A 12,855-nucleotide genomic window follows, 5' to 3' on the forward strand; every position below is an offset into this window, starting at 1 on the left:
CGACGAATCCGGAGGAGAACCACGATGAGCGAGACCACCTACACCGTCACCGGCATGACCTGCGGCCACTGCGTCAGCTCGGTCACCGAAGAGGTCGGGAAGATCGGCGGCGTCACGGATGTCCGTGTCGACCTGCCGACCGGCGCGGTGACCGTCGTCAGCGCGGAGGAACCCGCGGTCGCGGATGTGCGCGCGGCCGTCGAAGAAGCCGGATACGAGCTGACCGCCTGATTCGCGGTCCGGCTCCTTGACCGCGGGCACGGCCCGCACAAGGGACTCGAGATGAACACAGTTGCGAAGCTCTCCGCCTACGGTGTGGCGCTTGCCCTGGTCGCCGGTGGCGCCTGGGCCGCAGGCACCGCTGTCGGTCCTTTCGCCGGCGCCGCCGGCCTTCCCGGTGGCGAGGACGCCGGGCATGGGGACGCTCACAGCGGCACCGTCGCGGAGGCGGCGCCGACCGACGAGCCCGGCGGGCCCGCGTCGTCCAGGGGCGGCTACACCCTCACGCCCACCACCACGACGCTCACGCCGGGGACCGACCAGCACTTCTCCTTCAAGGTTCTCGGACCCGCCGGCGCGCCGGTCACCGGATACGACGTCGAGCACGAAAAGCGGATGCACCTCATCGTCGTCCGCCGCGACACGGCGGGTTTCCAGCACATCCATCCCGAGCTGGGAGCGGGCGGCCTCTGGACGGTGCCGCTCGCACTGCCGCAGGCGGGTTCGTACCGCGTCTTCGCGGACTTCAAGCCGACCGGCGGAAGCGCCACGACCTTGGGCGTCGACGTCGCCGCGGCGGGGGAGTTCAAGCCCGTCGAGCACCAGCCGTCACGCGTCGCGAACGTCGATGGCTACCAGGTTCGCCTGGACGGGGACCTGACCCCGGGCCGGTCGTCGAAGGTCACCCTGACGGTGACCAAGGACGGCCGCGAGGTGACCGATCTGGAGCCGTACCTCGGCGCTTACGGACATCTCGTGGCCCTGCGCGGCGGCGACCTCGCGTACCTGCACGTCCACCCGGACGGCGAACCCGGTGACGGCCGTACGAAACCCGGCCCCGCGGTGACCTTCTTCGCCGAAGTCCCGTCGAATGGCACTTACCGCCTGTTCCTGGACTTCCAGCATCAGGGCAAGGTCCGCACGGCCGAGTTCACCGTCGCCACCGCGGGCACCCCCGCCCCGGCCCCTTCGGCCACCCAGAACCAAACCCCACCTCCGGCGGCCGATGACGGCCACGGCGGACACGGCTGACCGCGAGCCGGAAAGGAGTGACCACGATGACTTCCGATCTGGACCAGGCCACCACGGCCGAGGTCGAACTCGCGATCACCGGGATGACCTGCGCGTCGTGCGCGATGCGCATCGAGAAGAAGCTGAACAAGCTGGACGGTGTCACCGCCACGGTCAATTACGCCACGGAGAAGGCGAAGGTCACGTACAGCGGCGACATCGAGCCCCAGCGGCTCATCGAGCAGGTGGAAGCGGCAGGCTACACCGCCGCCCTGCCCGCTCCGCCGAAGCAGGAACAGCCGGACGGGCCCGCCGAGGAGGCCGATCCGATCGCGCCGTTGCGGCAGCGGCTGGTCGGCTCCGCGGTGCTGTCGGTGCCGGTGATCCTGCTGGCGATGGTGCCAGCGCTGCAGTTCACCTACTGGCAGTGGATTTCGCTGACGCTCGCGGCGCCGGTGCTGGTGTGGGCGGCATGGCCGTTCCACAAGGCGGCGTGGGCGAATCTGCGCCACGGCGCGGCCACCATGGACACGCTGATCTCGATGGGCACGCTCGCCGCGTTCCTGTGGTCGCTGTACGCCTTGCTGTTCGGCAGCGCGGGTACGCCGGGGATGACGCACGCCTTCGAGTTGACCGTGGAGCGGATGGCCGGTGACGGCAACATCTACCTCGAGGTCGCCGCCGGGGTGACGACGTTCATCCTCGCCGGGCGGTACTTCGAGGCGCGTTCCAAGCGACGGGCCGGTGCCGCGCTGCGGGCGTTGCTGGAGCTGGGCGCGAAGGACGTCGCCGTCCTCCGGAACGGCGAGGAAGAGCGAATCCCGGTCGACCGGCTGGCCGTCGGCGATCTGTTCGTCGTGCGGCCGGGGGAGAAGATCGCCACCGACGGCGTGATCACCGAAGGCAGCTCCGCGGTGGACGCGAGCATGCTGACCGGGGAAAGCGTGCCGGTGGAAGTCGCGCCGGGTGACGCGGTGGTCGGCGCGACGGTCAACGCGGGCGGCAGGCTCGTCGTGCGGGCGACCCGTGTCGGCGCCGACACGCAGCTGGCGCAGATGGCGAAGCTGGTGGAGGACGCGCAGACCGGGAAGGCGCAGGTCCAACGGCTGGCGGACCGCGTGTCGGCGGTCTTCGTGCCGATCGTGATCGCGCTCGCCGTCGGCACCCTGGCCTTCTGGCTCGGCGCGGGCGGCACTGCGTCGGCCGCGTTCACCGCCGCGGTCGCCGTGCTGATCATCGCCTGCCCGTGCGCACTGGGCCTGGCCACCCCGACCGCGCTGCTGGTCGGCACCGGCCGGGGCGCGCAGCTCGGGATCCTGATCAAGGGTCCGGAAGTGCTGGAATCCACCCGCGCGGTCGACACGGTCGTGCTGGACAAGACCGGCACGGTCACCACCGGACGGATGGCGCTCGTCGAGGTCCACGTCGCCGACGGCGTCGACGCCGACGAGGCGCTGAGGCTCGCGGGTGCGCTGGAGAACGCTTCCGAACACCCGATCGCACAGGCCATCGTGGCCGGCGCGCGGGACCGGGTTGGCGAACTCCCGGCCGTCGAGGACTTCACGAACGTCGAAGGCCTTGGTGTACAAGGGATCGTCGACGGCAAGGCGGTGCTGGCCGGACGCAGCTCGCTGCTGGAGGACTGGGCACATCACCTGCCGGAGGATCTCGCCGAGGCGAAGGCCGCCGAAGAGAAGGCGGGCCGGACCGCGATCGTCGTCGGCTGGGACGGCGCGGCCCGCGCGGTCCTGGTGGTGGCGGACACCGTGAAGCCGACCTCCGCCGAAGCCATCACGCAACTGCGGGCCCTCGGGCTGACGCCGGTCCTGCTCACCGGGGACAACGAGGCCGTGGCCCGCGCGGTGGCGGCGGAGGTGGGGATCACCGAGGTGATCGCGGAGGTCCTGCCCAAGGACAAGGTCGACGTGGTCAAGCGGCTCCAGGCCGAGGGCAAGGTGGTCGCGATGGCGGGCGACGGCGTCAACGACGCGGCCGCGCTGGCACAGGCCGACCTCGGCCTGGCCATGGGCACCGGAACGGACGTCGCCATCGAGGCGTCGGATCTCACCCTCGTCCGCGGCGACCTGCGGGCGGCGGTGGACGCGATCCGGCTCTCCCGGCGGACCCTGCGCACCATCAAGGGCAACCTGTTCTGGGCCTTCGCCTACAACGTCGCGGCGCTGCCACTGGCCGCGGCGGGGCTGCTCAACCCGATGATCGCCGGCGCCGCGATGGCGTTCAGCTCGGTCTTCGTGGTCACGAACAGCCTGCGGCTCAAGGGATTCCGTAGTACCGCCGGCTGACATCCGGTTCGAGGCGCTCGTGCGGCACTTTCGGTGCCGCACGAGCGCCTCAGTGGTGGGCCGGGCAGACTGACGTTGTCCTCAATGGACAGTCCTGGCGACACGGCAGAGCCACCAGGCCGTCGGCTAATGACCGTGCTGTTCGGCGAGGAACCGGCGGATCGCGGGCGCGAACGCGTCGGCGAGATCTTCGGCGGTACGCAGAGTGCTCGACAGGGAAACCGGCGCGAGACGCCCATCGGGTATGACGCGGGCGGCGTTCTCCGCCAGCGCTGCCGGATGCCGTTCGTCCATGCCGGGGAAGACCAAGGTGGGGGCCGTGATCGCGGCGAGTTCGTCGACGGACCGGAACGAGCGGTCGTGGCCGATGGCGGCCGCGGCGGCGATGCTCGCGGGATCGGAGCGCGGGATGGCGTCACGCACGAGCGCACCGATGACGGGAGCGAGCCCTGGCAGAACCGGCGCCCACGCCGCTTCGATACCGCCGGTCCGGACACGTTCGGCGAACGCGTCCATGAACGCGATCTCGGCTTGCTTCGCTTCGTCGTCTTCGATGTCTTCGACGCTGATCAGGATGGCGGCGCGGACCCTGCCGGGATGTTCGAGGCAGGCGCGCTGGGTGATCGTGGCGCCGAGTCCGGTCCCGCCGACGACGGCGCGCTGTTCGCCCAGGTGGTCGAGAAGCGCCGCGACATCGTCGGAGTACTGGGGCCAGGTGTGCCGGGCCGGGTCGGCACACACCGATCGGCCGTATCCGCGCACGTCGGGGAGAACGATCGTATGCCGGTCCGCCAGCCGCTCGGCCAGCGGGACGAGGCTGTGATGATCAGGGCCACCCCCGTGCAGAAGCACAAGGGGTGGCCCGGAACCGAGGGAGACCGCGTAGAGCGGACAGCCGTCGAAGCCGTGGTACGTGATGGTCTCCATCGGGCCTTCCTAATGGTGGTAGGCGTGTACCACCGCGTGCCCGGAGCCGCGGCCGATGAGCCACTTGTTGACCGGGGTGGTGAGCACGAACGCCACGGCGAGCGCGAAGGCGAGCGCGCCCCAGAACAGCCAGCTCGCGAGGCCGGCTTCCATCGCGCCGGGGACGACGACCATCACCGCGTTGTCGATGATCTCCATGACGAGAATCGACACGGTGTCCGCCGCTAGCGCGACCTTGAGGGCCTGCTTGAAGCCGACGCCCGCGCGGAGCACGCCACGCATGGTCAGGGCGTAACCGAAGACGAACGCCAGCGCGACGGCGAGCACGATGGTCGCGACGTTGCCCCACCCCAGTGCGGTGCCGATCACCATGCCGAGCACCTCACCGATGGCGCAGCCGGTGAGGCAGTGCAGGGTGGCCGACGCCGCCATGCCCCACGACGCCTTGGCCGCGTGGTGTTCGTGGCCACCGTGGTGTTCGTGGCCGTGGTGTTCGTGCTCAGTGGACATGAGCGGGTTTCTCCTTTGTGGACTGCTCGGCAGGCGCGGGTTCGAGTCCTGCGACGAGATTGAACGAACCGGTCAGCAGGTTGAGTGCCACCAGTCCCACCGTGTCGGCGATGATCCGATCGCTCCAGCCGTGCTCTCGCAACTCGGCGACGTCCTCGTCGCGGATCGAAGCCGGTTCGGCGAGTACACGGACCGCGTACGCCATCAACGCCGCCTCACGCTGGTCGGTCGACGTGCCTTGCCTGGCCAGGGAGACGTCGGTCTCGCTGAGCCCGGCCTTCAGCGCGGCCTGGGTGTGCGCGTCGAGGCACAGTGCGCACCCGATCCACTCCTGCAAGGCGAGCGAGACTTTTTCGCTCAGCGCCTGGGAAAGCTTGACCCGCTTCATGGCCCTCGAGAGGTCGAGGTATCCCTGAAGGAGCGCGGGGGAGTGGGCCATCGCGGTCACCATCGGGCCTGCCGAGCCGTGCCGTCCGATGATCTCGCCGAGCAACTCGGCCGACTTGGCAGGCGCGTCCGCCGGGTCGAGCGAATCAAGACGCCGCACGGCTCCTCCTGATGCTGTCGGTTGATCGCCAGGAACACTATACGGGTAGGGGGTACATGTCCAGGCGTGGTGTTGTCGTGCAAAGGATTCACTGCTCACCGAGGCGACTGGGAGGCTTGATCGCGGGTTCCGGGCGCGGCGCTCCCGCGAACCGGGCCGGGCGGAAGGCGGCGAGGGCGTCCTGCGCTGTGTCGGTGACGATCTCCGCCGCGGCCAGCCGGGCGAGGACCGGGGCGAGCGTGATCCCGCTGTGGGTGACGAGAAAGTAGATCCGTGCGCTCTCCGGCGGGTATCCGGCGATGGTGTGCCCGTCGGCCGGCATGGACCGGATCGCCACCCGGAAGTCGATTTCCGGGGACGCACGACCGGTCAGGGCCGTGAACCGCGCGGCCACGGCGGCGCTGATGTCACCGTCGACGTCACTGTCCACGGGGTCGACGGAGGAGCTCAGATCGAGCGCTTGCGCCACGACGGCGCCGTCCGCGTCGGGGCGGAGGTTGAGGTCCGGGGTGTGCAGGACGCAGCGGAGGTCGATCGCGGGGGAGCGTACGTACCCGAGCAGGCCGACGATCGGGGAGCCGCGACGGGCGTCGGTCACCATGGGGATGTCGAAGCCGCTGCGCGCGGCGAGCCCGTCGGTCCACCGGCCGGTGGCGACCACGACCCGGTCGGCGCCGAGGACTGTTCCGTCGGCGAGCGTGACGGACGCGCCCTCCGGCCCGTCGTCGACGGTCACGACCTCCCCGATCGTCAGCGTCGCGCCGTGCCGGCGGGCATCGTCGAGTACCGCGGCGACGAGGCGTTCCGGGAATACGTAGCCCTCGCTGGGGAAGTGCGCGATCGCCGTGGTGGTTTCCGGAATCCGCACGTCGCCGGCGATCCGCCGGGCTTCGTCGCGCTCGACCCACTGTGCCGGGTAGTCCCGCGACCGCAGCCGCTCGACGTTCTCGGCCAGCCACGATTCGCCGCGCGCGTCCGCGCAGTGCAGGCCGCCAGCACGGAAGTACGTCGGCGTGCCGCCGAGTTCCTTGGCGAGCTTCTCGTGTTCTTCCATCCCGGCGACGTTGAGCCGTTGATAGGCGGGATCGGGTTTGCGGTTCGCGTTGGTCCACGCGAACGTCGTGGCGGTCGTCCCGCGTCCGGGGCTCCATCGGTCCAGCAGCACCACGTCCGCCCCGGCGACGGCGAGTGCACGCGCCACGCTCACGCCGACGATTCCGGCGCCGACAACGATGGTCTTCATTCGCTCTCTCCTCCCGGGCCTGCAAATGACCGTACAAAACACGCTTAGACCGGTCAATAGTCCGATTGACCGATCGAATCGCGATTTGTATGGTTCGATCATGGCCACGCTGTTGCATCTGAAGATCCGGCGTGAGCTGGAGGAGAAGATCCAGCGTGGCGACCTCCCGCCCGGCGCGAGGTTGCCCACCGAAGCGGAACTGCAGAGCCAGTACGGGGTCAGCAGGGCCACGGCGCAGCGAGCACTCAACGAGTTGGCCAATGCCGGGCTGGTCGTGCGAAGGCGACGGCACGGAACGTTCGTCGCCGACGTCCGGCAACAGATCAACCTGCTGAACTTCGCCGCCCCCGGCGCGGCAGAGAAGGGTGTGCCGGGCAGGCACCAGGTGGTGTCCCAACGGATCGTGCGGGCAGGCGACGCGGTCGTCGAGATCCCTGGCGTGGACCCGGATGCCGCGGTCGTCGAGCTGGTGCGCGTCAAGCTCGACCTCCAGGAGCGGCCGCGCACTCTCGAACGGCACGCGATCCTCTTCTCGGTCGCGCCGAACCTGCTCGACGAGGACCTCGCCGACTTCGTGAGCCTGCGCTATTTCGCCGCGAAGAAGATCCCGCTGGGCCCGCTCCGGGTCTACCTCGAACCGGTCGTGCTCGGCGCGCGCGAGGCCGAGCTGCTCGAGAGCGAGGCCGGTGTGCCCGCCATGCAGCGCCGCCGGGAAACCCGGACGGAAGACGGGACCGTGATCGAGGCCGTCGTCACCGTGGTCCGCCCGGGATCCGCGCAGTTCTTCGTGGAGTTGCCGCCTCCCGCGCTGTGACGCGGCGGAGAGCGATCAGCCGGTCGGCTGCCGCTCGGTCTCGTAGTCACCCTCGTCGTTCCGGGTGGGGTTCTCCCCAGGGTGCAACCAGGGCGGCAGTGCCGTCGGCTCGATCTCGTCCCGATCCGTTCGGGCGGTGTCGGCACCGGAACCGGGTGCCGGACGGTGCGGGACGGGATTGCCCTGCTTCCCCACGCGCTCCCAGTCGGCCAGGATCCTGTCCGACGCCTCCTTTGCGGCCCGGTCGGTCTTCCCGTAGGCCTTGGCGGCGGCCACGGTGTTGTCTCCCGCCAGTGCGTAGCGGGCGCAGGTGGTGCTCAGGAATCCTGCCAGCGCGTCCCGGATATCGGCCAGCTCGATATCCGCCCAGGTCTGTTTCCCGTCCTCGTCCGCGAGATGCTTGTCGGCCACCTCGGTGTGCTTGATGATCCGTAGCAGCGGCTCATAGAGTTCGGCCGTGTCATAGCAGCATTTCGCCATTTCCAGCACAGTGCTGATGTCGACGGTGAAATGGCCGCCGTGTGTCTTCGGGTCACCGGTCGCCGTGTTCAGGCTGAGATCGTACAATTCGAGGTTGAAGCTTTTGATCTGGCTGATCCGCGACCGCAACTCGCTGACCTTCCCGGTGTAGTCACTCTCCAAGACGGTCAATTCGTTGTTGAGTTCGTCGATATCGCCGCCGAGCCGGAACACGACCTCCCGCACGCTGTGCGCGTATCCTTCCCGTTCGCCGGGTTTCAGCAGGTTCTCGCCGAGGAAACCGACCAGCCCCACCACGGCGCCGACACCGCCTGCCGGCGGGAACCAGATGCCCGCGACACCGAGGACCGCGCCTGCTCCGGCCACCACCTTCCAGGTGCTCGCCAGATCGGTGGTGATCGTCTCGGTCTCGCCGAGTGCCTTGGTGGCCTGCTGGATGGCGAACAGCGCGTCGTTACGCGCCATTTCCACAATCGCGGCGCGCAAAGAATACAAGTTGGCCAGCGCGCCGGTGATACCGGACTGATTTTGCAGTGTCGGCCCGACGGAGGCGAAGAATCCGTCTTTCGCCCGGTTGGCGGACAAACCGGTCCAGCTCGCCCACCAGTCGGTGTAATGCGTGCGCTCGCTCCAAAGCGCCTCGACATTGCTTCCCAGTTCGCGACCGTCGGCCTTGCCGAGGTTGCTGACCGGAGAGCCTTCCAGCGCTTCCAAGCCCAAACTCTTGCCGAGGCTGAGGAAGTCGTTGTGGGCGGCTTCGAGGAGGCTCAGATCGTGTGCGTCGAACATGGGCAGCTTGGTGAAAAGGGTGGTCCGCTCGTCCCATGCCCAGGTCTCCACCTGAGCGAGAATGGAACCGACGCCGCAGACGATCGGCTCGTCCTTGGGCGGATTCCGGTCACCGAGCACGACGAGGTGACCGGTTTTGCCCTCACAGGTCACCGCGCTGAGTTCACCCTGCTGCCCGTCTTCCACCCAATCGAGGTAGGAGCACGTGCCGTAGTCGATATGCGCTCGCGCGGAGGGCGACTTGTAGTCCCAATGCTCGTTCGGCCCGGGCGCGTAGCAGCGAAGGATTCCCTGCGTCAGGTCACTCTGCACCTCGATCGCCGTCGCGGTGTCTTCCCGCCAGCGCTTGGTGAGAGCCTTGTGGAAAGTGTTCATCGCGGCGGTCAGCCGAGCGGTGTGACCAGGCCCGAGATAGTCGACCACGGTCGTCCCCCTTCATCTCCCCGATTTCGTCGAGCCTAACGCAGCGCCGGACGACCACGTGGGGAACGGAGATTCCCGCTGAGGCAACCACGGGCCGGTGCCACGCGTACATCCCGTACGCGGACGAGAGGGACAGGGTATGGGGACCAAACGGGGCGAACCCACGCCTGAGGAGATCGAGGCCACCCGCGCGTGGCTGGGCGAACGTGGTGTCGAGGTGGAAACGCCGGCCAGGCTGATCGCCGTCCGGGTCGGCGCGCGCCAGTCGGCGAACACCGCCAGCAAGATGATCTTGTCCGCTTGCTTCGGGATTGTCGGGTTGGGACTGTTGATCGCCTTCGGGGTCCAAGAATTTCTCCTGGATCCGGACGGCGAGACGACTTACAGCCGGTATGCCTTCGTCGTGTTCGCGACGACCCAGCTCGGGTCCTGGGTGTCGTCGCTGTACCGCGAACGGGAACTGGGTGGCCTGCCGGCGGCGGACCGGCGGCCTTCGGCTTTACGGGTCCTGGGCGGCTGGTATCTGACGACCTACGTGATCACCTTCGGCGGTGGCGCCGCACTGGCCGCGGCGATGTACGCCGGCACCACGGCACAGACCTTCGCGGAGAATTGGCTGATCGCCCTCGGCTGGGCGGCGTTGTCCACCGGCACGATCCTCGCCGGCTCGGCCTTCCGCCGGACTCGCGCGGAGGACGTCGCGTCGATCGCCGTCGATTCCGAACTGCGGTTCCAAGACAGCCGTCTCGCCGAGCCCGCCATCTTCGCGGTGGCGATCCTGGTCGACGTGGTGTTCACCAGCCGGGTTCCGGCCGAATTCACCTGGTGGTTGGTCGGCTATGCCGCGCTGGCGGTCAGTGCGACGCTGGTCGCCCGTCGGCGGTCCGGGGACCGTCCGGCCTTTCCGCCCGGCGACTACGGCACCCCCGTGCGCTCCGACGTGGATCTTCCCTCGGAAACTCGGTGAGCCGAAAGCGTCCGTGCCGAGGGTAGTGAGGGCCTCCTTGGATTCCTCGGCGGCTACGGCGCCATGCTCGCGCTCGCCCCCCCCCGTGCCCGCGAAGGCGGGTCGTACCGCGTCCAGGTCTCGTTGTGCCGATCCTCGATGCTGGTGCAACGCCAAGGATCGATCGAAGAGAACACGGTCTACGGCGACCTCAAGAGTCTCGGCCCCGTCATCCGGATGAGCGAGACACCACCGCGCTGGCCGTCACCCACCCCTCGGCTCGGCAGTTCGCCCGCGGAATGGCTTGAGAGGTAAGGCGAAGACGGATCACTCCGGCACGGGCAGGCATTCGGCGAGCAGGCCGACGACGTCGTGCCAGGCCCGCTGCGCGTGGCGCTCGTGGTAGCCGACGCCGGGAAGCACGGTGTGGTCGACCGTGGGGTGGTGGAAGGCGTGCAGCGCGCCGCCGTAGACCACGAGCCGCCAGTCGACGCCCGCCTCCTGCATTTCGGCGGTGAACGCCTCCCGTTGCGCGGGCGGCATGATCGGGTCTTCCGAGCCGACACCGGCCCAGACCGGGCAGCGGATGTGCGCGGCTTCGCCCGGCCGGCCAGTGGTCAGCGCGTTCACCGTCGCGATCGCGCGCAGGTCGACGCCGTCCCGCCCGAGTTCCAGCGCGATCGCGCCTCCGGTGCCGTAGCCGATGGCGGCGATCCGGTCCGGGTCGGTCCGCGGCTCGGCGCGCAGCACGTCGAGGGCCGCGTGGCCGATCTCCCGCATCCGGCCGTGGTCGTCGAGCAGGGGCATCACGTGCGCCAGCATCTCGTCGGGATCGTCGAACCAGCGTCCACCGTTGATGTCGAAAGCCAGCGCCACGTACCCCAACTCGGCGAGAGCGTCGGCCCTGCGACGTTGGAAATCGTTCAGCCCCGGCCCCTCCGGCCCGATCAGGACCGCGGGACGGCGGTCGGCACCGGCCGGGAGCGCGAGGTGCCCGATCATCGTGAGTCCGTCGGCGGGGTATTCGACCGTGCGTGTGGTGACCGGCATGAAACGGACTCTAATGATCGTCGAGCCCGGCCGGGCGGGTGTTCACGGACAGCGGAACCGCGTCGCGGCGTCCGTCCATTGTGGATTTCGTGGCGCGGGACGGGATCAGCCGGAACAAGGCCATCGCGCTGATCATGCTGACGCCGCAGATCGCGGCCAGGTACCAGGTGATGCCGGTGGTCGAGCCGGTGGCGTTGAGCACCGCGGTGGCGATCATCGGAGCGAGCCCGCCGCCGAGGATCGCGCCGCCCTGCAGCAGCAGTGACATACCGGAGAACCGGACGTTGACCGGGAAGGTGTCCGCGATGATCGCGCCCTGCACGCAGTGGGTGATCGGGACGACCAGGCCCATGCCCGCCAGCGCGAGCATCGCGAGCCCCGTGTTGCCGGTGTTCAGCAACGGGAAGAACGCGAGGCACCACAGTAGAAGCGCGGCCGACCCGGCGACGAACATGGTGCGCCTGCCGTGGCGGTCGGCGATGCGCGTCCAGATCGGGATGGTGGCGAACCACAGTACGGCCGATCCGGTCACCGACAGGATCAGGAACTGACGGTCGTAGTGCAGGTTCTGAGTTCCGTAAGACAGGGTGAAGACCATGAACACGTAGGCGACCGCCGAGTTCGCGACGCCCACCAGCAGCGTCAGCGCGAGCCTGCCGAAGCCGACCTTGAGCGCCGCGCCGAGCGGGAACCGGACCACCTTGTCGTTCTTGGCCGCCTGGGTGAAGGACGGTGATTCGGTGATCCGCAGCCGGATCATCAGGCCGATCGCGACCAGCACGAAGCTCAGGAGGAACGGGATCCGCCAGCCCCACGCGGCGAACGCGCTCGCGGGCATCACCGCGCTGCTGCCGAGGAACAGCAGATTCGCCAGCACCAGCCCGGCCGGGGTGCCCATCTGCGGGAACCCGGCATACCGGTTCCGTTGATCGGCCGGCGCGTGTTCCATCGACATCAGGGTCGCTCCCGCGCCTTCGCCGCCGAGCCCGATGCCCTGCACGATCCGCATCGCGACCAGCAGGATCGGCGCCCAGATGCCGATCGCCTGGTAGTTCGGGATCAACCCGATCAACGTCGAGCCGATGCCCATCAGCATCAGCGAGACCACCAGCGTGGACTTGCGGCCGATCCGGTCGCCGAAGTGACCGAACACCAGACCGCCGAGCGGGCGGGCGATGAAGCCGACGGCGAAGGTGCTGAACGCGGCGAGGGTGCCGACTGTGGGGCTCAGCGAGGGGAAGAACTGTTTGTTGAAGATCAGCGCGGACGCGGTGCCGTAGAGGAAGAAGTCGTACCACTCAAGGGTGGTCCCGGCGAGCGTGGCGGCGGCGATTCTGCGGGGCGCGGGTGCGTTCATCTGCGAAAACCCAATCGACTCGGGCGACAGCCGATCGCGGCTGCTGGCGATTGGGCAGAAGCCTGACACCGTGAGGCATAGGCCACAAATGCCGAATTGCCGGTCTGCTATGTCCGAACTGATATACCTCCCAGCCGTCACGCGTGATCGGATGGCCGTCACGCGTGATTGGACGGCCGACACGGCTCCCGCCACGTGCCGTCCGCCTGATCACGAGTGTCGGCCATCTGATCACG

Annotated in this window: 12 protein-coding genes; 5 read left to right on the forward strand and 7 right to left on the reverse strand. The window is 68.8% G+C overall.

Going from position 1 to position 12,855, the window contains the following annotated elements:
- Positions 1-24: 24 nt before the first annotated feature.
- The 3 genes from DL991_RS26765 to DL991_RS26775 are packed head-to-tail and all read left to right on the forward strand — an operon-like array spanning position 25 to position 3,533.
- Positions 25-231: a heavy-metal-associated domain-containing protein gene (locus tag DL991_RS26765; RefSeq protein WP_125787102.1), complete on the forward strand. Its 207-nt coding sequence runs from the start codon at positions 25-27 to the stop codon at positions 229-231.
- A 51-nt stretch (positions 232-282) separates the two neighbouring features.
- Positions 283-1,251 carry a hypothetical protein gene (locus DL991_RS26770; RefSeq protein WP_125787103.1) on the forward strand — a complete coding sequence of 323 codons (969 nt, stop codon included), beginning with the start codon at positions 283-285 and terminating at the stop codon, positions 1,249-1,251.
- A 26-nt stretch (positions 1,252-1,277) separates the two neighbouring features.
- Positions 1,278-3,533, forward strand: coding sequence for a cation-translocating P-type ATPase (locus DL991_RS26775; protein ID WP_125787104.1), 2,256 nt, complete (start codon positions 1,278-1,280; stop codon positions 3,531-3,533).
- A 126-nt stretch (positions 3,534-3,659) separates the two neighbouring features.
- On the opposite strand, the gene DL991_RS26780 is transcribed toward DL991_RS26775, so the two are convergent.
- The 4 genes from DL991_RS26780 to DL991_RS26795 form a co-directional block, all read right to left on the reverse strand.
- Entirely contained in the window at positions 3,660-4,460 is an 801-nt protein-coding gene (locus tag DL991_RS26780; protein ID WP_125787105.1) for an alpha/beta fold hydrolase, read from the reverse strand.
- A gap of 9 nt (positions 4,461-4,469) precedes the next feature.
- Positions 4,470-4,970, reverse strand: a complete 501-nt coding sequence (locus DL991_RS26785) for a DUF4396 domain-containing protein (RefSeq protein ID WP_125787106.1) — start codon at positions 4,968-4,970, stop codon at positions 4,470-4,472.
- On the reverse strand, positions 4,960-5,517 hold the full coding sequence (locus tag DL991_RS26790; RefSeq protein ID WP_125787107.1) for a carboxymuconolactone decarboxylase family protein: 558 nt from the start codon (positions 5,515-5,517) through the stop codon (positions 4,960-4,962). The genes DL991_RS26785 and DL991_RS26790 overlap by 11 nt, the downstream gene beginning before the upstream one ends.
- An 88-nt stretch (positions 5,518-5,605) precedes the next feature.
- The gene (locus tag DL991_RS26795; protein WP_125787108.1) at positions 5,606-6,760 is read right to left on the reverse strand and encodes an FAD-binding oxidoreductase; all 1,155 of its coding nucleotides are present in this window, start codon (positions 6,758-6,760) and stop codon (positions 5,606-5,608) included.
- 100 nt (positions 6,761-6,860) lie between these two features.
- Here DL991_RS26795 and DL991_RS26800 point away from each other — a divergent pair, with 100 nt between their 5' ends.
- Complete coding sequence (locus DL991_RS26800) at positions 6,861-7,574, forward strand: GntR family transcriptional regulator (RefSeq protein ID WP_125787109.1); 714 nt, start codon at positions 6,861-6,863, stop codon at positions 7,572-7,574.
- 15 nt (positions 7,575-7,589) lie between these two features.
- Here the strand turns inward: DL991_RS26800 and DL991_RS26805 are convergent, their stop codons facing one another.
- A complete protein-coding gene (locus tag DL991_RS26805) occupies positions 7,590-9,266 on the reverse strand; it encodes a hypothetical protein (protein ID WP_125787110.1) in 1,677 nt (558 codons plus the stop codon).
- A 139-nt stretch (positions 9,267-9,405) separates the two neighbouring features.
- Here DL991_RS26805 and DL991_RS26810 point away from each other — a divergent pair, with 139 nt between their 5' ends.
- Positions 9,406-10,233, forward strand: a complete 828-nt coding sequence (locus tag DL991_RS26810; RefSeq protein ID WP_125787111.1) for a hypothetical protein — start codon at positions 9,406-9,408, stop codon at positions 10,231-10,233.
- 306 nt (positions 10,234-10,539) lie between these two features.
- On the opposite strand, the gene DL991_RS26820 is transcribed toward DL991_RS26810, so the two are convergent.
- Complete coding sequence (locus DL991_RS26820; protein WP_125787112.1) at positions 10,540-11,262, reverse strand: dienelactone hydrolase family protein; 723 nt, start codon at positions 11,260-11,262, stop codon at positions 10,540-10,542.
- Positions 11,263-11,272: 10 nt separating this feature from the next.
- A complete protein-coding gene (locus tag DL991_RS26825; protein WP_125787113.1) occupies positions 11,273-12,619 on the reverse strand; it encodes an MFS transporter in 1,347 nt (448 codons plus the stop codon).
- Between the last annotated feature and the right edge of the window lie 236 nt (positions 12,620-12,855).

This window comes from Amycolatopsis sp. WAC 01375, from assembly GCF_003947325.1.
Lineage (GTDB): Bacteria > Actinomycetota > Actinomycetes > Mycobacteriales > Pseudonocardiaceae > Amycolatopsis.

Excerpts from the sequence above, each read along its gene's own strand:
- DL991_RS26800 (WP_125787109.1), top strand. The coding sequence starts at position 6,861 with ATGGCCACGCTGTTGCATCTGAAGATCCGGCGTGAGCTGGAGGAGAAG.
- DL991_RS26825 (WP_125787113.1), bottom strand. The coding sequence starts at position 12,619 with ATGAACGCACCCGCGCCCCGCAGAATCGCCGCCGCCACGCTCGCCGGG.
- DL991_RS26785 (WP_125787106.1), bottom strand. The coding sequence starts at position 4,970 with ATGTCCACTGAGCACGAACACCACGGCCACGAACACCACGGTGGCCAC.
- DL991_RS26765 (WP_125787102.1), top strand. The coding sequence starts at position 25 with ATGAGCGAGACCACCTACACCGTCACCGGCATGACCTGCGGCCACTGC.
- DL991_RS26775 (WP_125787104.1), top strand. The coding sequence starts at position 1,278 with ATGACTTCCGATCTGGACCAGGCCACCACGGCCGAGGTCGAACTCGCG.
- DL991_RS26780 (WP_125787105.1), bottom strand. The coding sequence starts at position 4,460 with ATGGAGACCATCACGTACCACGGCTTCGACGGCTGTCCGCTCTACGCG.
- DL991_RS26770 (WP_125787103.1), top strand. The coding sequence starts at position 283 with ATGAACACAGTTGCGAAGCTCTCCGCCTACGGTGTGGCGCTTGCCCTG.
- DL991_RS26820 (WP_125787112.1), bottom strand. The coding sequence starts at position 11,262 with ATGCCGGTCACCACACGCACGGTCGAATACCCCGCCGACGGACTCACG.
- DL991_RS26795 (WP_125787108.1), bottom strand. The coding sequence starts at position 6,760 with ATGAAGACCATCGTTGTCGGCGCCGGAATCGTCGGCGTGAGCGTGGCG.
- DL991_RS26810 (WP_125787111.1), top strand. The coding sequence starts at position 9,406 with ATGGGGACCAAACGGGGCGAACCCACGCCTGAGGAGATCGAGGCCACC.